The organism is Ruegeria sp. C12 (assembly GCF_056537745.1).
Map to the genome: position 1 here is coordinate 59,036 of NZ_JBQFSA010000008.1, position 20,717 is coordinate 79,752.

At 59.4% G+C, this 20,717-nt stretch carries 22 protein-coding genes and 1 riboswitch; of the genes, 17 read left to right on the forward strand and 5 right to left on the reverse strand.

Annotation, left to right across the window (positions count from 1 at the left end):
• Nucleotides 1-6 precede the first annotated feature (6 nt).
• The 7 genes from ACR0C9_RS15815 to trmB all read left to right on the forward strand — a co-directional run bounded on the left by ACR0C9_RS15815 (nucleotide 7) and on the right by trmB (nucleotide 7,039).
• Nucleotides 7-771 (forward strand): outer membrane protein, encoded by a 765-nt coding sequence (locus ACR0C9_RS15815; RefSeq protein ID WP_480781444.1) that lies wholly within the window; start codon nucleotides 7-9, stop codon nucleotides 769-771.
• A gap of 136 nt (nucleotides 772-907) precedes the next feature.
• Nucleotides 908-1,930, forward strand: a complete 1,023-nt coding sequence (locus ACR0C9_RS15820; RefSeq protein WP_170520443.1) for a PhoH family protein — start codon at nucleotides 908-910, stop codon at nucleotides 1,928-1,930.
• Between the two features lie 35 nt (nucleotides 1,931-1,965).
• The gene (ybeY, locus tag ACR0C9_RS15825; RefSeq protein WP_170454439.1) at nucleotides 1,966-2,460 is read left to right on the forward strand and encodes an rRNA maturation RNase YbeY; all 495 of its coding nucleotides are present in this window, start codon (nucleotides 1,966-1,968) and stop codon (nucleotides 2,458-2,460) included.
• Nucleotides 2,461-2,496: 36 nt separating this feature from the next.
• Nucleotides 2,497-3,384: a hemolysin family protein gene (locus ACR0C9_RS15830; RefSeq protein ID WP_170454429.1), complete on the forward strand. Its 888-nt coding sequence runs from the start codon at nucleotides 2,497-2,499 to the stop codon at nucleotides 3,382-3,384.
• Nucleotides 3,381-4,904, forward strand: a complete 1,524-nt coding sequence (lnt, locus tag ACR0C9_RS15835) for an apolipoprotein N-acyltransferase (protein WP_170454427.1) — start codon at nucleotides 3,381-3,383, stop codon at nucleotides 4,902-4,904. The genes ACR0C9_RS15830 and lnt overlap by 4 nt, the downstream gene beginning before the upstream one ends.
• A gap of 21 nt (nucleotides 4,905-4,925) precedes the next feature.
• A riboswitch (SAM-SAH riboswitch) is annotated at nucleotides 4,926-4,974 on the forward strand.
• Nucleotides 4,975-4,979: 5 nt separating this feature from the next.
• Nucleotides 4,980-6,161 carry a methionine adenosyltransferase gene (gene metK, locus ACR0C9_RS15840; protein ID WP_170454425.1) on the forward strand — a complete coding sequence of 394 codons (1,182 nt, stop codon included), beginning with the start codon at nucleotides 4,980-4,982 and terminating at the stop codon, nucleotides 6,159-6,161.
• 167 nt (nucleotides 6,162-6,328) lie between these two features.
• On the forward strand, nucleotides 6,329-7,039 hold the full coding sequence (gene trmB / locus ACR0C9_RS15845; RefSeq protein WP_480781445.1) for a tRNA (guanine(46)-N(7))-methyltransferase TrmB: 711 nt from the start codon (nucleotides 6,329-6,331) through the stop codon (nucleotides 7,037-7,039).
• Here trmB and ACR0C9_RS15850 read toward each other — a convergent pair.
• Nucleotides 7,036-7,869: a hypothetical protein gene (locus ACR0C9_RS15850; RefSeq protein ID WP_170454421.1), complete on the reverse strand. Its 834-nt coding sequence runs from the start codon at nucleotides 7,867-7,869 to the stop codon at nucleotides 7,036-7,038. The genes trmB and ACR0C9_RS15850 overlap by 4 nt on opposite strands.
• A gap of 164 nt (nucleotides 7,870-8,033) precedes the next feature.
• Between ACR0C9_RS15850 and aroA the strand changes: the two genes are divergently transcribed.
• Both aroA and ACR0C9_RS15860 read left to right on the forward strand, forming a co-directional pair.
• Nucleotides 8,034-9,386, forward strand: a complete 1,353-nt coding sequence (gene aroA / locus ACR0C9_RS15855; protein ID WP_170454419.1) for a 3-phosphoshikimate 1-carboxyvinyltransferase — start codon at nucleotides 8,034-8,036, stop codon at nucleotides 9,384-9,386.
• 8 nt (nucleotides 9,387-9,394) lie between these two features.
• Nucleotides 9,395-10,018 (forward strand): (d)CMP kinase, encoded by a 624-nt coding sequence (locus tag ACR0C9_RS15860; RefSeq protein WP_480781446.1) that lies wholly within the window; start codon nucleotides 9,395-9,397, stop codon nucleotides 10,016-10,018.
• A 22-nt stretch (nucleotides 10,019-10,040) separates the two neighbouring features.
• Here the strand turns inward: ACR0C9_RS15860 and ACR0C9_RS15865 are convergent, their stop codons facing one another.
• Entirely contained in the window at nucleotides 10,041-10,520 is a 480-nt protein-coding gene (locus ACR0C9_RS15865) for a YHS domain-containing (seleno)protein (RefSeq protein WP_480781447.1), read from the reverse strand.
• Nucleotides 10,521-10,740: 220 nt separating this feature from the next.
• Between ACR0C9_RS15865 and ACR0C9_RS15870 the strand changes: the two genes are divergently transcribed.
• Together ACR0C9_RS15870 and ACR0C9_RS15875 are read left to right on the forward strand one after the other, a co-directional pair.
• Entirely contained in the window at nucleotides 10,741-11,256 is a 516-nt protein-coding gene (locus ACR0C9_RS15870; RefSeq protein ID WP_170454415.1) for a hypothetical protein, read from the forward strand.
• Between the two features lie 213 nt (nucleotides 11,257-11,469).
• Nucleotides 11,470-13,155: a tryptophan halogenase family protein gene (locus tag ACR0C9_RS15875; RefSeq protein WP_170454413.1), complete on the forward strand. Its 1,686-nt coding sequence runs from the start codon at nucleotides 11,470-11,472 to the stop codon at nucleotides 13,153-13,155.
• A gap of 40 nt (nucleotides 13,156-13,195) precedes the next feature.
• Here the strand turns inward: ACR0C9_RS15875 and ACR0C9_RS15880 are convergent, their stop codons facing one another.
• Nucleotides 13,196-13,603, reverse strand: a complete 408-nt coding sequence (locus ACR0C9_RS15880) for a hypothetical protein (protein ID WP_170623827.1) — start codon at nucleotides 13,601-13,603, stop codon at nucleotides 13,196-13,198.
• A gap of 353 nt (nucleotides 13,604-13,956) precedes the next feature.
• On the opposite strand from ACR0C9_RS15880, the gene rpsA reads away from it, so the two are divergent.
• The 6 genes from rpsA (at nucleotide 13,957) to trpB (ending at nucleotide 18,898) form a co-directional block, all read left to right on the forward strand.
• Complete coding sequence (gene rpsA, locus ACR0C9_RS15885; protein WP_170454410.1) at nucleotides 13,957-15,633, forward strand: 30S ribosomal protein S1; 1,677 nt, start codon at nucleotides 13,957-13,959, stop codon at nucleotides 15,631-15,633.
• A gap of 271 nt (nucleotides 15,634-15,904) precedes the next feature.
• Complete coding sequence (ihfB, locus tag ACR0C9_RS15890; RefSeq protein WP_050603110.1) at nucleotides 15,905-16,189, forward strand: integration host factor subunit beta; 285 nt, start codon at nucleotides 15,905-15,907, stop codon at nucleotides 16,187-16,189.
• Between the two features lie 7 nt (nucleotides 16,190-16,196).
• Nucleotides 16,197-16,547 carry a LapA family protein gene (locus ACR0C9_RS15895; protein ID WP_170454588.1) on the forward strand — a complete coding sequence of 117 codons (351 nt, stop codon included), beginning with the start codon at nucleotides 16,197-16,199 and terminating at the stop codon, nucleotides 16,545-16,547.
• A 10-nt stretch (nucleotides 16,548-16,557) separates the two neighbouring features.
• Nucleotides 16,558-17,199 (forward strand): phosphoribosylanthranilate isomerase, encoded by a 642-nt coding sequence (locus tag ACR0C9_RS15900; RefSeq protein WP_480781448.1) that lies wholly within the window; start codon nucleotides 16,558-16,560, stop codon nucleotides 17,197-17,199.
• 46 nt (nucleotides 17,200-17,245) lie between these two features.
• Complete coding sequence (locus tag ACR0C9_RS15905) at nucleotides 17,246-17,581, forward strand: hypothetical protein (RefSeq protein ID WP_170454408.1); 336 nt, start codon at nucleotides 17,246-17,248, stop codon at nucleotides 17,579-17,581.
• A gap of 69 nt (nucleotides 17,582-17,650) precedes the next feature.
• Complete coding sequence (trpB, locus tag ACR0C9_RS15910; RefSeq protein WP_170520461.1) at nucleotides 17,651-18,898, forward strand: tryptophan synthase subunit beta; 1,248 nt, start codon at nucleotides 17,651-17,653, stop codon at nucleotides 18,896-18,898.
• A 226-nt stretch (nucleotides 18,899-19,124) separates the two neighbouring features.
• On the opposite strand, the gene ACR0C9_RS15915 is transcribed toward trpB, so the two are convergent.
• Together ACR0C9_RS15915 and ACR0C9_RS15920 are read right to left on the reverse strand one after the other, a co-directional pair.
• Complete coding sequence (locus tag ACR0C9_RS15915) at nucleotides 19,125-19,502, reverse strand: DUF2237 domain-containing protein (protein ID WP_170623822.1); 378 nt, start codon at nucleotides 19,500-19,502, stop codon at nucleotides 19,125-19,127.
• Nucleotides 19,503-19,511: 9 nt separating this feature from the next.
• Nucleotides 19,512-20,675 carry a serine hydrolase domain-containing protein gene (locus ACR0C9_RS15920; protein WP_170454402.1) on the reverse strand — a complete coding sequence of 388 codons (1,164 nt, stop codon included), beginning with the start codon at nucleotides 20,673-20,675 and terminating at the stop codon, nucleotides 19,512-19,514.
• Between the last annotated feature and the right edge of the window lie 42 nt (nucleotides 20,676-20,717).

A 20,717-nucleotide genomic window follows, 5' to 3' on the forward strand; every position in this document is an offset into this window, starting at 1 on the left:
GTACGAGTGGAAGTTCTTAGGGCATTGAAAATACCGGGTCCGTGGCGCGTTTTGCCGGTGGCCTCGGTCGTGACCATTCTGGCCAGTGCGACCATGGCGGGGGATGTGATCGGGGATATTACCGAACCGGATGTGGTCAGCCCGTTGCGTTACAGCAGCGATGTCCAAGCGTTCTACCTTGGATTGGGGGCAGGTTACGGATCAGGCGGCGATGATCGCTTTGGCCTGAGGACCAGTACCGATGTTTTTGCAATTGGCGAACAGGACGTTAGCGGATCTTACGGTGAAATCCGCGGCGGTTGGCGGGGCGTTGTCCCAACAAGCCTGGGTCGAGACTATGTCTATGGGTTCGAGGTTGGCTACAATTTCGGCTCGTTGGACGACACTGTCTCAACGCAAATCGGCAGCGATACGGTGCGCGGCGGAACCGAGATTTCGAATGTGCTGTCCGTACGTCTGCGAAACGGTTTGACCAACAAGAGCGGGCGCATCCTGTATTTCGTGAGCGTTGGATATGTCTGGGGCGATATCGAAACCACCAGTAGTATCTCGTCCGAATTCGCCAGCCAGTCGTTTGAAGAATCAGATCGACGTGGCGGGTTCTCGGCCAGTATCGGGGCCGAGCACAAGTTGAACGACAATTGGTCGATCACCGGAGAGTATGAATATATCCGCTTCGACTCGCGCGATGTGGACCTCGGTTCCGACTTTTCCACCAAATCCACGCCCGGATATCAGGGTCTGAAATTTGGCCTCAATTACACGTTCTGACGCGGGTCCTTGATGTCCTTTTGTGCTGGCCGGTTGACGGTTTTGTCATCCGAATCGGAATTTTTGAATCTGTGGCTTGCGCCCACCAAGATTTGTTGTCTACGCTTGGGGTGAAACGCCAAGACAGGAGAACGGATTGGCCATCGGTGCCCTGACCCCACCGCAAGATGAAATGCCCCAGCGCGAGGCGTTTGTAGAGTTTCCCGATAATCGTTTGTTGATTGATCTTTGCGGCGAATATGACCGCAATCTGACCGACATCGAACACAAGCTGTCCGTGCAGATCGTGCGCCGTGGCAACCAGTTGGTTGTGATGGGCGAAGAGGATGCTCAGAAGCAGGCGATTGAGGTTTTGCAGTCGCTTTATGCCCGTCTGGAGGGTGGCCGCGACGTCGAAGCCGCCGATGTGGACCGCGAATTGCGCATGGGCAATTCCGAACAGGGCACGGGCAGTCGCGACGGCGATCAGCTTGAGATGTTCAAGGGCGGCGCGGTTGAGATCAAGACGCGCAAGAAACTGGTCGAGCCGCGCACGGATGCGCAAAAAGCCTATGTGCAATCGCTGTTCAACAACGAATTGGCCTTTGGCATCGGGCCGGCGGGGACCGGCAAGACCTATCTGGCCGTGGCCGTTGGCGTGTCGATGTTCCTTGGGGGACACGTGGATCGCATCATCCTCAGCCGTCCTGCCGTCGAGGCGGGCGAAAAGCTGGGCTATCTGCCCGGCGATATGAAGGACAAGGTCGATCCCTATATGCAGCCGCTTTATGACGCGCTGAACGACTTCCTGCCGGGCAAGCAGCTGGCGAAACTGATCGAGGAAAAGCGAATCGAGATCGCTCCGCTGGCGTTCATGCGCGGTCGCACGCTGGCCAACGCCTTTGTGGTGCTGGATGAGGCGCAGAACGCCACGACGATGCAGATGAAGATGTTCCTGACGCGATTGGGCGAGGGCAGCCGCATGGTCATCACCGGCGACCGGTCGCAGGTCGATCTGCCGCGCGGCGTGCAATCGGGGCTGGCCGATGCCGAACGTCTGCTGAAGACCATTCCAAATATCAGTTTCAACTACTTCACGTCCAAGGATGTGGTGCGCCACCCGCTTGTCGCCGCCATTATCGAAGCGTATGAGGCCGATGCGGGCCGTGAGACAGGTTGATCCATGGCCCCGAAACGGGGCTTTGGGCTGACAATATGAACCTGGAAGTAACAATCGAAGATGCGCGTTGGCAGGGGCTGGAGGCGTTGACCAAGCCAGCAATTGCGGCGGTTCTGGAGTATTGCGCGTTGGACGCCGAAATCTGCGAGATCAGCGTTCTGGGCTGCGATGACGACCGCATCGCACAGCTCAACGCTGAGTTCCGGGGCAAACCCACGCCCACGAATGTGCTCAGCTGGCCCGCCGAGGATCTTGCCGCCGAGGAGCCGGGCGGCAAACCCGACCGGCCCGATCCGGATTTCACTGGCGAAATTGCGTTGGGCGACATCGCGATCTCATATGACACCTGCGCGCGCGAGGCTGCCGAGGCGGGGAAATCCACAGATGATCACGTGACACATCTGATCATTCACGGAATGTTGCATTTGCTGGGCTATGATCACATTCGTGACCCGGATGCCACCTTGATGGAGGCTGTTGAGGTCGAGATACTTGGCAAACTGGGTATCGATAACCCATATAATGGATGAAGCGGGTACTTTCACCCGGACAATTGGAACAGGAAAATGGGCGACACAGACGGCAGTTCTAGGGCGGCGCACAGCGCGCAACCACAGGACAGCACCACGGAAATAGCTGAGAGAAGCGGTTTCTTTTCTCGGATTTTTGACGCGTTTACCGGTCAGGACGAAGATCAGGAAAGTTCTGTCAACGGCCAGCAGGTCGCGGCCCATCAGCCCCGAGGCATGATCAACCTGCGCCGGATGCGGGTCGAAGACGTTGCGATCCCCACGGCCGAGATCATCTCGGTTCCCTCGACAACCACCAAGGACGAGTTGGCGCAGCTGTTCCGCGAAAGCGGCCTGTCACGCATACCGGTCTATGAAGGGACGTTGGACACGCCGCTTGGGTTTGTTCACCTCAAGGATTTCGCGCTGACGCATGGGTTCAACGGCGGATCGGCCGAGTTCGATCTGGTGTCAATGCTGCGCACCTTGCTTTTTGTGCCGCCGTCGATGCCGATCGGTGTGCTGATGACCAAGATGCAAACCGAACGCCGCCACATGGCGCTTGTGATCGATGAATATGGCGGCGTCGATGGTCTGGTCACCATCGAGGATCTGATCGAACAGGTCGTGGGTGAGATCGCCGACGAGCATGACGCCGACGAAGATCAGCTATGGGTTCAGGAAAAGCCTGGCTGCTACATCGTTCAGGCCCGCGTGCCGCTTGAGGATTTCGAGGCCGAGATCGGCCGGTCCCTGACCAGCCACGAGGATGTGGACGAGGAAGAAATCGACACTTTGGGCGGTCTTGTGTTCCTGCTGTCGGGTCGCGTGCCTGCGCGGGGCGAGGTCGTCCTGCACCCAGAAGGCCCCGAGTTCGAGGTTCTGGACGCCGATCCCCGGCGCATCAAACGCCTGCGTGTCATGCTGCCGGACGTGACTGCATGACCCCTGTCCGGGGCTGGCCCTTCAGCCTGAGATTTGTTGCAGCCGCCGCGTTGGGGGCGCTGGGCGCATTTGGTCTGGCCCCTTTCGGGTACTGGGTCGCCACTCTGCTGGCTTTTGTGCTGATAGCTCCGCTGTTCCTGTCATCTGAAACCCGTGCTCGTGCGGCTTGGTTGGGCTGGGCTTTTGCGACCGGATATTTCGCCCATGCTCTAAGCTGGATTATCGAGCCGTTTCAGGTAGATGCAGAACGCCACGCCTGGATGGCCCCTTTCGCCCTTGTCTTCATGGCGGGTGGGTTGGCGCTGTTTTGGGCGGCGGCGTTCTGGGTCTCGCACGGGCGCGGGACCGCAATGCGACAGGCCCTGTTTTTGGCTTTGGCCCTGTCGCTTGCCGAGTTTGCGCGGGGATATGTGCTGACCGGATTTCCTTGGGCTGGACTGGCTCAGGTCTGGATCGATACGCCTGCAGCGCAGCTTTTGTCCTTGATTGGGCCTTACGGTCTGGGGGCGCTGATGCTGATGGTGACGCTTCCTGTTGGCGCGGCGCTGACGGGCCAGCGAACCGGGCGTGGGTTTCTTGTACCCGCCGTTTTTGTTGTGGCAAGCGTTGCGTTGACACTGGGCTATGCCGGTTCAAGGCCATCTGTTCTGAACACCGAAAACACAGTGCGGCTGGTCCAGCCAAACGCGCCTCAGCACCAGAAATGGGACCCGGCCTATGCGCCCTTGTTCTTCATGCGGCAGATCGAGTTCACCGCGGCCGAGCCGCGGCCCGATCTGATCGTTTGGCCGGAAACCGCGGTTCCCGCATGGCTCAGCAGCGCCGATCCATATCTCGAAGCCATTGCCGATGCGGCGCAGGGCACGCCCGTCGTGCTGGGCATTCAGCGCGGCGACGGCCCGCGGATCTATAACTCGATGATCTATCTCGATGAGGTCGGCGCGCGGACAGGGCTCTATGACAAGCACCATCTTGCCCCGTTTGGGGAATACATCCCGTTTGGCGATCTGCTCGGCCAGTTCGGCATTCACGGTCTGGCTGCAACGACGGGCCACGGCTTCAGCGCGGGTCCGGGGCCAGAGCTGTTGGACATTGGCGCCTTGGGCCGTGCCGTGCCGCTGATCTGTTACGAGGCCGTGTTCCCGCAGGACGTCAACGACGCGCCGGGGCGGGCGGATTTCCTGTTGCAGATCACCAATGATGCGTGGTTCGGCACCCGGTCCGGCCCCTACCAGCATTTGGTGCAGGCTCGTATGCGCGCCATTGAACAAGGCCTGCCCCTGATGCGTGCCGCCAATACCGGAGTGTCGGCGATGATCGACCCGCTGGGTCGGGTTACCGCGTCCTTGCCCTTGGGTGAGGCGGGCTATGTCGATGCCGTTTTGCCACAACCGCAGGCTCAGACCATTTATTCCCAAATCGGGGATAAAGCTGTCTTTGTCGCGCTTTTGTTGCTTTTTGCCGGTGTCTTGGCCTTTGCCCGCAGGGGGCGATCTGAATTACCGATTGACCCGGTTTAACAAGGCGCGTATCCCCGCAAAAGCCTGTCACAACGGCTTCCTGGCGTGACAGAGAAATCTTAATGGAGCACTTTTATGTCCAGACAGAACTATACATTTACTTCGGAATCGGTTTCCGAAGGGCACCCGGATAAGGTTTGCGACCGGATCTCGGATGCCGTCCTTGACGCATTTCTGAATGAAGAACCCGAAGCACGCGTGGCGTGCGAAACCTTTGCGACCACGGATCGTGTCGTGATTGGTGGCGAAGTAGGTCTGTCTGATCAGGAAAAGCTGCACGACTATATGGGCCGCATCGACGAGATCGCACGCGCCTGTATCAAGGATATCGGCTACGAGCAGGACAAGTTCCACCACGAAACGGTCGAGGTGACGAACCTGCTGCACGAACAATCGGCCCATATCGCGCAGGGCGTGGATGCCTCGGGCGATAAGGACGAAGGTGCTGGTGATCAGGGCATCATGTTCGGTTACGCAACGACCGAAACGCCCGCGCTGATGCCCGCGCCGATCCAGTATTCGCACGCGATCCTGCGGCGTCTGGCCGAGGTGCGTAAAAACGGGTCCGAGCCTGCGCTGGGCCCTGACGCCAAATCGCAGCTGTCGGTTGTGTATCGCGACGGTAAACCGGTTGGCGTCAGCTCGATCGTGCTGTCGACCCAGCATCTGGACGAGGCGCTAAGCTCTGCCGACATCCGCGCCATTGTTGAGCCTTACATTCGCGAAACTCTGCCCGAAGGCTGGTTGACCAACGAAACCGAATGGCACGTGAACCCCACAGGTAAGTTCGTGATCGGCGGCCCCGATGGCGATGCCGGTCTGACCGGGCGCAAGATCATCGTGGACACCTATGGCGGCGCGGCCCCGCATGGCGGCGGCGCGTTCTCGGGCAAAGACCCGACCAAAGTGGACCGCTCGGCTGCATATGCGGCCCGTTATCTGGCGAAGAACGTAGTTGCCGCGGGTATGGCCGAACGCTGCACCATTCAGCTCAGCTATGCGATTGGCGTATCCAAGCCTTTGTCGATCTACGCGGACACGCATGGTACAGGGCAAATCTCGGATGCCGAGATTGAGCAGGCCGTCGGGCAGGTCATGGACCTGACCCCACGCGGTATTCGCCAGCATCTGCAACTGAACAAGCCGATCTACCAGCGCACCGCAGCCTATGGCCATTTCGGGCGCACACCTGATGCTGATGGTGGTTTCAGCTGGGAACGGACCGACCTGACGGATGCGCTGAAAGCGGCGGTCTGACCGTCCTGCGATCAAAAGGTGCGCCCTAACGGGGGCGCTCTTCCCTTTTTTGAAAATACCCTGGGGGTCGCTATTGGTTGCGCCATTGGTCCGAGAAACCAATGCGACGGGCTGGCCCCCACCTCTGCCTCTTGCCACTCGTGAGTTGTCACAGTAAGGCGACCGCCATGAGCACCGAGACCCCCCAACGCCCCCGCAGAAACTTCTATGGCCGCTTCAAGGGCAAGACCCTGAAGCAGAGCCAGAAGACGTATCTGAACGAAGACCTCGACGCCCTGTCGCCCGGCGCGGTGGATTGGGAAAGCAACCCTGAACGCCACCCTCTGGACCTGAATACCCTGTTCGGTGGCAAGGATGTCTGGCTTGAGGTCGGCTTTGGCGGTGGTGAACATCTGGTGCATCAGGCCGCAAGCAATCCGGATATCGGGATCATCGGGGCCGAGCCCTATGTCAACGGCGTCGCCATGTTGCTGGGCAAAATCCGTCAGGCCGGGGTCGAAAACCTGGCCGTACATCCCGGCGATGCCCGCGACTTGTTCGACGTTTTGCCTGAGGTGAGTATCTCACGCGCCTTCCTGCTGTATCCCGACCCCTGGCCCAAAACCCGGCATCACCGCCGCCGCTTTGTCACGCCCGAGCATCTGGAACCTCTGGCCCGCGCCCTGAAGCCGGGGTCGATCTTCCGGGTTGCGACCGACATTCCCGATTATGTTCGCCAGACGCTTGAGGAAGTCCCCCGCGCAGGGTTCGAATGGCTGGCCGAGCGCCCCTCGGACTGGCGCGAGCCGTGGGACGACTGGATTTCCACCCGGTACGAACAGAAGGCGCTGCGCGAAGGGCGTACGCCCCACTATCTGACGTTCCGTCGACTGGGTTAGCTGTCGTTCAGCGCAGGGAATGCACGCCCTTTGGCAAACCATGCGATCCCAAAGGCCCATAAGGCGATGGCCTCGACAAAGAAGGTCAGGTTCAGGCTGTTCCACCATTTAAGGAAACCCGGCCCGCCGATTTCGCCTTTGATCGCCAGCACCGCGACGCAGGCCAGAATGGTCAATCCGCAAATGCTGTAAAGCTTGTTGCGCCGCCGCTTGCTGTCGATCATCACGCCGTCCTTCTCGTGCCGTTGCGGGATGACCCGTTTCAGCACGATCAGGCAGTAGAGACCCAGATAGACGAACAGAATGCCTGCGGCGATCATGTGCCAGTTGCTGGCGGTGCTGAACAGGTTGAAAAAGCCTTGATCCGGTGCCTGTCCGACCTTGATGGGCGGGGCGTTCTTAACCTCGACAAAGACGCGCGACAGGAATGTCTGATGGCTTTCGCAGCCGCTGTCTAATGTGGGGACTGAGGCAACGATAAAAGCGCCGAACCCGGCGACGCTGCTCAGCGTGTCCTCAAAGAATGTATCACCTGTATAGGCGATCAGGAATCCACCAACGAAATAAAGCAACCCGACAAAGATCGCCCCCAGAAACTGGGCATAGTAGAAATGGCTGATACTGTCGCGAAAGCAGCTGCCGCCAAAGATTGCCCCGCCAGCCAGAATCAACGGCAGGCCGAAGGCAACGAGGCCGACAAGGAAAGCCAGCCTTTGTTCAATCTTGCTTTCAGGGCGCAGTGGATCTTTGGGGTGAAACAGGTCTCGGGGCCCTCGGGCCATCAGGGGTAAGGCGTCGGCCATGGCGTGTTCCTTCAATGTCAGGTTCAAAAATCAATCAAATCGAATGGCGGTATTGTAGCACCGAAGCGGCGTTTCTCACAGAATTAGCCGTTCGCCGGACCAAAGCGGCGTTTTGCGGGACCTTTGACGCTGGACCAACCGGTCCCAATTCGCTAAGCGGCTTGGGCACTGATAGCGCAAAAGGAGCCCCCATGTCCGGACACGGTACGCCCATTCCGATGACTTCGCATCCCTGCGGTCCGCTGACCGGTACTGCCGAAGTCCCCGGCGACAAGTCGATCTCGCACCGGTCCTTGATTTTGGGCGCGATGGCGGTTGGTGAGACAAGGATCTCGGGCCTTCTGGAGGGCGAGGACGTTCTGGACACCGCCAAGGCCATGCGCGCCTTCGGGGCCGAGGTGACAGATCACGGCGGCGGCGAATGGACCGTTCACGGTGTGGGTGTCGGCGGTTTTGCCGAACCCGATCAGGTGATCGACTGCGGCAACTCGGGCACCGGCGTGCGGCTGATCATGGGTGCGATGGCGACCTGCCCGATCACGGCGACCTTCACTGGCGATGCCAGCCTGAACAAACGGCCGATGGCGCGGGTTACGGATCCTCTGGCGCTGTTCGGGGCGCAATCGGTGGGCCGTTCGGGTGGGCGTTTGCCGATGACCATCGTGGGCGCGGCAGAGCCTGTGCCGGTGCGCTATGAGGTTCCCGTGCCTTCGGCGCAGGTGAAGTCGGCTGTTCTGTTGGCCGGTCTGAACGCGCCCGGCAAAACCGTGGTGATCGAGCAAGAGGCCACGCGCGACCATTCCGAACGGATGCTGGCGGGCTTCGGGGCCGAAATCACGGTTGAGGACACCGATGAGGGGCGGGTCATCACCCTGACCGGTCGCCCCGAGTTGAAACCGCAGGTCATTGCCGTGCCGCGTGATCCCTCCAGCGCGGCCTTCCCCGTCTGCGCGGCGCTGATCACGCCCGGCTCGGACGTGCTGGTTCCGGGCATCGGCCTGAACCCGACCCGCGCGGGCCTGTTCACCACGCTGCGCGAAATGGGTGCGGACCTGACCTATGAGAATGAGCGTGAAGAGGGCGGCGAACCGGTTGCCGATCTGCGCGCGAAATACTCTCCGAATATGCAGGGGATTGAAGTTCCGCCCGAGCGCGCGGCGTCGATGATCGACGAATACCCGGTGTTGTCCGTCGTTGCGGCCAACGCCACCGGCACCACCATGATGGGCGGCGTGAAAGAGCTGCGCGTCAAGGAAAGCGATCGGATCGACGCGATGGCGCGCGGCTTGCGGGCCAACGGCGTCACGGTGAACGAAGGCGACGACTGGTGGTCGGTTGAGGGGCTGGGCATTGGCAACACCCCCGGCGGCGGCACCTGTGAAAGCTTTCTGGATCACCGCATTGCAATGTCCTTCATGATCCTTGGGATGGGCGCCAAGAGCCCTGTGACGGTGGATGATGCGGGCCCGATTGCGACCTCGTTCCCGATCTTCGAGCCTTTGATGGCGCGCCTTGGGGCGCAGCTTGTCAGAAACAATCGGTAAGTCGGACAATGACAAGCAGTTTCACCGTTGCGATTGATGGTCCGGCTGCGGCGGGCAAGGGCACAGTATCAAAGGCCGTCGCGGCGCATTTCGGGTTTGCGCATCTGGATACGGGGCTTCTGTACCGCGCGGTTGGCCGCCGTACGCTGCAAGGTGTGGAAGCTGTGGAAGCGGCGCAGTCCCTGACGGCAGAAGAACTGGATCAGGGTGATCTGCGCACGGCAGAAATCGCTCAGGCCGCGTCCAAAGTGGCTGTGATCCCCGAGGTACGAGCCGCATTGGTTGATTTCCAGCGTGCCTTTGCCCGGCGGGCAGGGGGGGCGGTTCTAGACGGGCGCGACATTGGTACCGTGATTTGCCCGCAGGCCGAGGTGAAACTGTTCGTCACCGCCAGCCCCGAGGTGCGGGCGGAACGGCGGTTTCTGGAACTTCACGCCAAAGGGGCCGACGTGACGCGGGCACAGGTGCTTGAGGATGTGCGCGAGCGCGATGCCCGCGACGCCGAACGCAGCACAGCCCCGATGAAAGCGGCGGATGATGCCGTTCTTCTGGATACGTCCGACCTGAGCATCGACGAAGCCCTGGCCGAGGCGCTTGCGGTGATAACACAGAAACTGCCCGCGACACGGTAGCGACGCGGGCAGATCGGTGAGATTACAATTCGCCAACGGCGATGCTTTGAATTTTTGACCACTGATCGTCAGCAGTTTTTGCCGTTCCAGCAACATCTTTCAGGAAGGCGGCGCGGGTTTCGGCGTTCAGGAACAGATACAGCTTGCCGTCTGCGACCAGATATTGATCCGGGTCGCCGTCGAACTTCTTGCCGACCGAAACACCAAACGAGCAGAAGCCACCATGTTGCGGCAGGAAGGCGGCCGGGTTGGCCTCGAACGCTTCGCGGTTTGCGGCGGTGGTAAAGTAGTAGGACGCCCCGTCATAGGTGGCGGAATGGGTCGCAAAACCTTCGACCGGGTTGCCGTCATTGACCAGCGCAACAAGGTCGACCCCGTGGGCGGCCAATGGCGCTCCGGCAGCGGAGATGCCGTTGGACACATTGATTTCATCTGCCGCAAAAGCGGGTGCGGCGGCCAGCGGCAGGGTTGCGATCAGAGAGGCCAAAACAAGTTTCTTCATGGTGTAGTCCTTTTCATGTTCTGTTTCGGGCCGAACCGGGTGTCGGCCTGTGAAACAGACATAGAGGCGGGGTTTTGAACGCGTTATCGCAGAAAGGCCCGCGTTTCTTGCAGATCGTTCAAACCTGCGGGCCTTGGATAAAATCCTGTTCACTAAGCTTTGTTTGGTCAGGGGCCATGGCAGTGCCTATGGTTGGCTGGACACTTGCAGGAGATTGATCATGATCCGCCTCGCCCTTGCGCTGATGTTACTGGCCGGAAGTCTTGCCGCCCAAGAGGCTGAGCCTCCGATGGATTATGAAAGGCTGGGCAAGATCCTGTTTGCCCTGGACCCCGAGGCGCAACCGATTGGGCCGGGGTTTCAGCTTACGATCTCGGACGTGCCGGTTCTGGTTGTCACCGATGTCAGCACCAACCGGATGCGCGCGATGGTGGCGGTTCGCAGTGCCGATGAGCTGTCGAAAGAGGAACTTCACCGCATGATGCAGGCCAATTTCGATACCGCCCTTGATGCCCGATACGCGATTGCCAACGGAACCGTTTGGGCGACGTTCATCCACCCGCTTGCATCCTTGCAGAAGGACCAGCTGATCTCGGGTCTGGCGCAGACGGTGAATATCGCTGCGACCTATGGCACATCCTATACCGGCGGCGCGATTCAATTCGGTGGCGGCGACAGCGATGAGTTGCAGCGGCAGCTGATCGAGGATCTGCTGAAGAAGGGCGAGGAAATCTAGGGGTTTACGTTGAACTTGATGCCTGTCGCTTGCAGCGTTCACAGGTCCGGGCGGTGTTGGAACCCCCAACAAAATATAGCGTCATTGACCCTAGCTGGACACAAGAAAGATGCTATAGTCTCCCATAGCAAAAAAGGGACAGCTGCTACAAAAACCCCAAACAATAAGGGGTAGCAGCCATAAAATCCCCCAAGCCAACAGGGACAGAAATACATGAACAATCGTTTGCGCAAAATCACCATCGTGGGTGGCGGCACGGCGGGATGGATGACCGCGCTTATCCTCGAAATGGTGCTTTCCCGCACATCCGCCCCCAAAGACCGCCCGCGCATCTGCCTGATCGAAAGCCCCAATATCTCGACCGTGGGGGTGGGCGAGGCGACGGTTCCGCGCATGCCGGTCACACTGCGTCAGGCGGGCATTTCCGAGCGTGACTTTTTCCGTGAAACCAATGCTTCATTCAAGCTGGGCGTGAAGTTCTGCAACTGGAACAAAGACGCCAAGGGCAATCGGATCGACTACGTAAACCCCTTTGCCCATGGGCAGTTGCTTGAGGGGTTGGAGGCCGCCGAGTACTTCCTGCGCTTTGGCAATGGGGATCGGGACTTTACGCAATCGATCTCACCGCACGACGACCTGGCCCGTCTGTGCAAGGGCGCGCGGGCCCTGGGCCAGCCGGAATTCGAGCAGCGCTTTGGCTATGCCTATCATCTGGATGCCGTAAAATTTGCAGGCATGCTGACAAAGGTCTGCACCAAACGCGGCGTCGAACATATTCAGGATGAGGTGCAGGCGGTCGAACTGGACGAGCAGGGCAATGTCAGCCACCTGATGCTGGAACGCAAGGGCCGCCATGACGTCGAGATGGTCATAGATTGCACCGGCTTCCGCGGATTGATCATCAATCAGGCCCTCGGCGAGCCGTTCAAGGACTACTCTGAATACCTGCCGAATGATCGCGCCATGGCGTTGCAGGTCGAACATCCCGATCCGGAAAAGATCGAAAGCGTCACGCGGTCGACTGCATTGGGTGCGGGCTGGACGTGGCGGGTGCCGCTCTACAACCGTGTGGGCACCGGATATGTGTATTCGTCGGCGCATCGGACCGATGATCAGGCGGCGGATGAATACCTTGAATGGCTGGGCGACAGCGGCAAAGGTCTGACGCCGCGCGTCATCCCGATGCGCGTCGGGCGCGTGCGCAATGCCTGGGTCAAGAACTGCGTCGCTATCGGCCTGTCCGGTGGATTCATCGAGCCGCTGGAAAGCACCGCGATCCACATGATCGACCACGCCGTCCGCTGGTTTGCCGAGCATCTGCCCACGCGGGACATCGAGCCGCAGTTGCGCGACAGATACAATCGTCAGGTGAATAAGCTCTATGACGAGGTTCTGGATTTCATCTGTCTGCACTACCGGTTGGGCAACCGCACGGATGACCAATACTGGATCGACGCGCGCACCGAGATGAAAATCCCGGACCGATTGGCCGAGAATTTGGAACTGTGGCAGCACCGCCTGCCGATGGAACACGATATCGAGTTTGCAACGCTGTTCAATTTCCGCGTCTATCAGACGGTGCTTTTGGGCAAACAGGTCTATGACACTGGATATGGCACCGGCATTCGGGATCGTATTCGTCCGTTGAAAAAGCCGATCTGGTTCCAGTGGTGGAAGGGCGCGAAAGTGGACCTTGCGCAGATCCTCAAGACGATGCCGGACCACAAGACCCTGCTGCGCGATATCCGGGGTGAGCTGAAGCGACCTGCCTTTGACAAGGCCGTTGCGGCGAAACCTACAGTGGCGATGCCCGGTACGGCTCCGGCGCCGCTGGTGGTGCAGAACATGCCGAACCTTGCCGAGATTCAACGCGGCGAGAAGGACTTGCAGTTGTTCTAGCAAGCCCTTCGGGTGCGCGAAAAACCAAGATGGTGACGGTTTACGCCGGTACAGGCACCGGCGTCCGCTCACCCAGCAGATAGCGGATCACATCGATGTAGTCGAAGGCAAGCGAGATCACGATTGTCAGCAGGGCGAAGCGGATGATCCACCGGGGTGGCGTCGGCATATCGGCGCGGGCCTGCTGGAACCACAGGTAAATGGCGAGCGGTGTCCAGAACGGGATATGGCCCAGCCCCATCAGCCGCACATACCCCATCTGGGTGAAGATAAACTTGACCCCCAGCGCCGCCAGCACGGTGCCGACGACCGTGACAACCGCAACAAGGCGCGATTGCCGCCAGATCAGCAGCGCAAAGGGCAGGATAAAGGCCCCGAGGGTCAGGATTTTCATCCAGATCTGAATCCACTGTGGCTGCTGTGAAACGATAAGGTCGAACTCCCCCATGGGGCGACGGCTCCGTGTCTTGTTGTGATTGACCGTCAGGTGCCGTGTCCCGCCAGCGGGGGCAACCGGACACGCGCGGCATCAAGTAATTGTGAAACCGGCAAGTTCGGGCATGTCTTCGGGCGCAGATGGCTTTCGACTTGCGGGACCGGACCCAACCCGCTATAGAGCACCCGTCTCAACACGGGCGGTCAACGTCCGGATGACGTATCTGAGCAGGGCCGGGTCACCTCGGCCCTTTGTGTTTGTGTAATCGGATGCGCCCCGGATCACGCCTGAAGGCACCATCAAACAAGACCGGCGGAGACAACCGCTCGGCCAGCAAAAACGTATGTAAAGGAAAACAACGCCACATGGCTAACGCATCCATGGAGGAATTCGAAGCCCTCCTGAATGAAAGCTTCGAAATGGACACACCCGAAGAGGGTTCTGTTGTCAAAGGCAAGGTTCTGGCGATCGAAGCCGGCCAAGCCATCATCGACGTCGGCTACAAAATGGAAGGCCGCGTTGATCTGAAAGAATTCGCAAATCCCGGCGAAGCCCCTGAAATCGCTGTAGGTGACGAGGTCGAAGTTTACCTGCGCGCCGCAGAAAACGCCCGTGGCGAAGCCGTCATCTCGCGCGAGATGGCTCGCCGTGAAGAGGCATGGGACCGTCTGGAAAAAGCATATGCCGACGACCAGCGCGTCGAAGGTGCAATCTTTGGTCGCGTCAAAGGTGGCTTCACCGTCGATCTGGGTGGCGCAGTTGCGTTCCTGCCCGGCTCGCAGGTTGACGTCCGCCCCGTGCGCGACGCTGGCCCGCTGATGGGTCTGAAGCAGCCGTTCCAGATTCTGAAAATGGACCGCCGCCGTGGCAACATCGTTGTGTCGCGCCGCGCAATCCTGGAAGAATCGCGTGCCGAACAGCGTGCCGAGGTTATCGGCAACCTGTCCGAAGGTCAGACCGTCGAGGGTGTCGTCAAGAACATCACCGAATACGGTGCATTTGTTGACCTGGGCGGCGTTGACGGCCTGCTGCACGTCACCGACATGGCATGGCGTCGTGTCAACCACCCGTCCGAGATCCTGACGATCGGCGAAACCATCAAGGTTCAGGTCATCAAGATCAACAAAGAGACCCACCGCATCAGCCTGGGCATGAAGCAGCTGCAGGAAGATCCGTGGGATCTGGTTGCTGCGAAATACCCGCTGGGCTCGGTTCATCAGGGTCGCGTCACCAACATCACCGATTACGGCGCGTTCGTCGAGCTGGAAGCCGGTGTCGAAGGTCTGGTGCACGTGTCCGAGATGTCCTGGACCAAGAAAAACGTCCACCCCGGCAAGATCGTTTCGACCAGCCAGGAAGTCGACGTTATGGTTCTGGAAATCGACGGCGCCAAGCGTCGCGTGTCTCTGGGCCTGAAGCAGACCATGCGCAACCCGTGGGAAGTGTTTGCAGAAACCCACCCCGAGGGCACCGAGGTCGAAGGCGAAGTCAAGAACATCACCGAATTCGGTCTGTTCATTGGCCTCGAAGGCGACATCGACGGCATGGTTCACCTGTCCGACCTGTCCTGGGACGAGCGTGGCGAGGATGCGATCCAGAACTACCGCAAGGGCGACGTCGTTCAGGCGGTTGTCTCGGAAGTGGACGTCGAGAAAGAGCGTATCTCGCTGTCGATCAAAGCCCTGGGCGGTGACAAGTTCGCCGAAGCCGTGGGCGGCGTGAAGCGTGGCTCGGTCATCACTGTCGAAGTGACTGCTATCGAAGATGGCGGCATCGAGGTCGAATACGAAGGCATGAAGTCCTTCATCCGCCGTTCGGACCTGAGCCGTGACCGTGCCGAACAGCGCCCCGAGCGTTTCTCGGTCGGTGACAAGGTCGACGTTCGCGTCACCAACGTTGACAGCAAGACCCGCCGTCTGGGCCTGTCGATCAAGGCACGCGAGATCGCCGAAGAGAAAGAGGCCGTGGAACAGTACGGTTCTTCCGACTCGGGCGCATCGCTGGGCGATATCCTGGGTGCAGCGCTGAAATCGGGCGACTAAGCCCGGGCGCAGTCCCAATCATGAATTACGGCCTCGCGCACCCGCGCGGGGCCGTTTTTGTTGCGAATCAATATGTTCCGATTCATCGGCTTATTCGGGGTATCGCTCGCGCATTAAGTGTGGAAAACGGGAAAACTGGCAAAAAATCGCGTGAGTCCGCGCCAAATTCCCATGCCTTCGCCCATAGTTTGCTTTCCCCTGATCCGGCTTTTTCCCTATACTGTCAGAACAGTAGACCTGTCACACCGGCCGCCTGGGAGGGGTAGTACGAATGATCCGTTCAGAATTGATTCAGAAGATTGCCGACGAAAATCCACATCTTTATCAGCGTGACGTCGAGCGGATCGTGAACACCGTATTTGAGGAAGTGACAGATGCCATGGCCCGCGGCGACCGGGTCGAGCTGCGCGGATTTGGTGCATTTTCTGTGAAAAAGCGCGATGCCCGTGTCGGGCGAAACCCCCGCACCGGTGAGACCGTTCAGGTCGAAGAAAAATGTGTACCATTTTTCAAGACGGGTAAGTTGCTAAGGGACCGATTGAACGGTAAAGCCTGACCCCATGATGCGTTACCTTCGATATGCTTTTCTCGGGACCCTTGGGATCATCCTGATTTCGGTGTCTTTGGCCAATGTTCAATCGGTTGAACTCAAGCTGATGCCTGACGCTCTGGCCGAATTGCTGGGGTTCAATCTGACTACCACTTTGCCCTTGTTTCTGGTGGTGCTGGGTGGCGTTGTGGCCGGTCTGGTCATCGGGTTCCTTTGGGAATGGCTGCGTGAGCACAAGCATCGCAAGGACGCGACCGTGAAAAAAGGCGAAGTCCGCAAGCTGGAGCGTGAAGTCAAGAAGCTGAAGAAAAAGCAGAACGAAGGCAAAGACGAAGTTCTGGCCATTCTGGACGAAGCCAGCTAAGGCGCACCCAATGTCCGATGTAAGGTTCAAGATCTGCGGCTTGTCCGCCCCTGAACATGTGCGCGCTGCGGTCGAGGCCGGGGCGGGCTATGTTGGGTTTGTGTTCTTTCCCAAATCGCCCCGTAATGTGACGGCAGCAGACGCGGCCGAATTGGCGCATCTGGTTCCGGCAGGCATTGCAAAAGTGGCCTTGGTCGTCAACGCGACGGATGAGGAGTTGGACGCCATCACCTCGACCGTCCCGCTGGACATGTTGCAACTGCATGGCAAGGAAAACCCCGACCGTGTGGCGCAGGTGCGCGCACGCTACGGCCTGCCCGTGATGAAAGCCATTGGCGTGGCCGAGGCCGAGGATCTGGCCGCGATTGACCTATATTCAGATGTGGCCGACCAACTGCTGATCGATGCCAAGCCACCCCGCAATGCAGAGCTTCCCGGCGGCAACGGGTTGGCCTTTGACTGGCGCTTGCTGGCCGGTCGCAAATACTGGAGGCGTCCCTGGATGCTGGCTGGCGGCCTGACGCCTGAAAACGTGGCTGAAGCGGTGCGCATGACCGGTGCGCAGCAGGTCGATGTTTCATCCGGCGTTGAATCGGCCCCGGGCGAAAAGGACGCGGCCCTGATCAAAGCCTTCGCAGCCGCGCTGGGGTGATCTGATCCGCGCCTTGCTTCGTATCTCCTGCAAGGGGAGATGGAACATGCTGGCAGCCATTGGCGGTATTTCGTTGAAACATTGGTATAACGCGCCCGAGTTCTTCTGGCGCACGCGACAGGCGTTGCATCAGGCCAAGGGCGACCCGCTATGCGTCCATGCGGACGTGTTCCATCAGGCGGGCCTCTATTTCTCGCTCAGCGTCTGGCAGGATATCGAGGCGATGCTGACCTTCGCGCAATCCGGCCCGCACCGCCGCGTGATGCTGGCGGCTGACCGGCTGGCAAATGTGAACCGGTTTTATCACTTTCCTTGCATTGGCGTCCCGACGCCCGAACAGGCCGTGGACGTTTGGCAGCAGTACACAGATCGCGCGTCATGATGCGTTTTGCCCATGGCAAATCCCGCCGCCACCTCCTATGAACAACGGGTACGACGAGTGGAGACACCCATGGCCAACGATCTTTTCAACTCTTTCATGTCCGGCCCCGATGAACAGGGGCGTTTCGGTATCTTCGGCGGACGGTTCGTCAGTGAAACGCTGATGCCCCTGATCCTGTCGCTGGAAGAGGAATACAACAAGGCCAAGGATGATCCGACTTTCTGGGCCGAGATGGATGATCTGTGGGCCAATTATGTGGGCCGCCCCTCGCCGCTGTATTACGCCGAACGCCTGACCGAGCATCTGGGCGGCGCGAAAATCTACCTGAAACGTGATGAGCTGAACCATACCGGCGCGCACAAGATCAACAACGTGCTGGGCCAGATCATTCTGGCACGCCGCATGGGCAAGACCCGGATCATCGCCGAAACCGGGGCAGGGCAGCACGGCGTTGCCACCGCCACCGTTTGCGCCAAGTTCGGCCTGAAATGCATCGTCTACATGGGTGCCCACGACGTACAGCGTCAGGCCCCGAACGTGTTCCGCATGCGTCTGCTGGGGGCCGAGGTGATCCCGGTGACAAGCGGCAGAGGCACGCTGAAAGACGCGATGAACGACGCGTTGCGGGATTGGGTAACCAATGTGCGCGACACGTTCTACTGCATCGGCACCGTCGCTGGCCCTCACCCCTATCCGGCGATGGTCCGCGACTTCCAGTCGATCATCGGCAAGGAAGCGAAAGAGCAGATGATGAAGGCCGAGGGCCGTCTGCCTGACACGATCATCGCCGCCATTGGCGGTGGTTCGAACGCGATGGGCCTGTTCTATCCGTTCCTCGACGACAAAGAGGTCAACATCATCGGCGTCGAGGCCGGCGGTAAGGGCGTGAACGAGAAGATGGAACACTGCGCCTCTCTGACCGGTGGTCGCCCCGGTGTGCTGCACGGCAATCGCACCTATCTGCTGCAGGATGACGATGGCCAGATCCTCGAAGGCTATTCGATCTCTGCCGGGCTGGATTACCCGGGTATCGGACCGGAGCACTCATGGCTGAATGATATTGGCCGCGCAAACTATGTTGCGATCACTGACAAAGAAGCGCTGGAGGCGTTCCAGCTGTGCTGCGCTACCGAAGGTATCATTCCGGCGCTGGAGCCCAGCCATGCGCTGGCCCATGTGATGAAAATCGCGCCGGACCTGCCCAAAGATCACCTGATCTGCATGAACATGTGCGGTCGCGGGGACAAGGATGTGCAGACCGTGGCGAAATACCTGAACTTCGACATGTCAGACACCGAAGGCCGCTCGGCGGACTAAGCGCTAAAGCCTTTGAACGGATGGAACCGGCCCCACATGTGGGGGCCGGTTTTTCTTTGTCCTACGTGCAGAACGGTTTCGAACCCTTCGTATTGCGGCGGGTCCAAACGGACCTAAAAACGGTTCATTGCAATAAAGCTCAGGTGCTCCCTCGTAAGTTCTCGGGGTGCGTTGGCTTATCGGGTCGTGGCGGGCTGTGGTCTTTGATGCCGAATTTCAGGTGGCGTCAGTCGGTCTTGGTGGAGTGTTGACGCAATATGTCCAGCGGCACAATCTCCAGCGCCCGATGATGCGTGGCCTCAAGATGCACCTGCGGGGCGCAGCCCTCGTCATGGGCTTGCAGGAACCGACCCGCGCACAGGCACCAGCTATCGCCGGGTTTGAGGCCGGGAAAATCGAATTCGGGACGTGGGGTGCTTAAATCGTTTCCGACATATTTCGAATAGGCCAGAAACTCGGCGGTCATCACGGCGCAGACCGTATGGCTGCCCTGATCCTCGGGACAGGTGTTGCAGGCCCCATCGCGGAAGAACCCGGTCAGGGGATCGCGCGAGCAGGGGGCGAGAACGCCCCCCAACACATTGATGCTGTCCTGCTTTTGCATGGACCTACCTTACAGGCTTTCGGCAATCTTGCGAAACATTCCCAAATTCACATCGTTCATGCCCGGTTCACGGAACTTACGATCCGCAGCCGTCGAGACGATCAGAACACCGCGCGCCCGGTCGATATAGATGTGCTGTCCATAGACACCACGGGCCATAAATTCACCTTCATGCGCGCCGGGCGGGATCCACCATTGATAGCCGTAGCCGTATTCATCGGGCGCTGTCGGGGCGCTGGGCGCAACGGCTTCGGCGATCCATTCAGCCGAAACGATCTGCTTTCCGTTGTATTCGCCCTCTTGCAGGATCATCTGACCGAACCGGGCGAAGTCTCGGGTGGTGAAGTTCAGACCGCCCAACACAAACGCAACCCCGTCACCATCGGTGATGTAGAAGCCATCCTGTTCCAGACCCAGCGGCTGTATGACCTTTTCCGTCAACAGGTCTGTCACGCTGCGCCCGGTCGCACCACGGATCACCATGCCGATGACATGGGTGTCGATCGATACATATTGCCAATCCTCGCCCGGGGTTACGAACGTGTCCTGCAACGAGGCCGCGAAATCGTCCAACTCACCGCCCAAAGCAATAACGCGGCCCATCCGGTTAATGTCCGAGTCGTAGTCCAGATAGTCTTCGTCGAAGGTGACGCCGCTGGCCATGTTCAACACATTGCGGATCGTCGCGCCGTCATAAGCTGTGCCCTTCAGGCTTGGCGCGTATTTCACCACCGGATCATCCAGCGAGTCGATAGCCCCCTCGGCCATCACGATACCGAACAAGGTGGCAAGATAGCTTTTGGCGACCGACCAGGAGATTCGCCGATCCTCGGGCGTGGTGCCCTGATAATAGTCTTCGAACAGAATCTGCCCGTCCTTGATCACCAGCAAGGATGTCAGCGACCGTTCCTCAAGCCATTGGTCGGTTCCGTCAGGCAGCTCGATACCAGCGCCATAAGGAAGTTCGGACACCGGCCCGTCACCGCGCGGCAGGTTCGCCGTCAGGAATGCCTCATCCATATGAGAGAAATTGTAGACAATTTTCTCCTCCGAAAACAGAGAGTTCACGGCCATCAGGCGCTTGATCTCTTCGCGCTTCCAGAATCCGACAACCGCCGCTGCCAGCACCAGAATGAGCAGGATGCGCAGCACCCACTTCAACAATTTTCTCATAGATCTCCCCCAATTTGCGGATTGTTGTAGAACGCGGTTCGT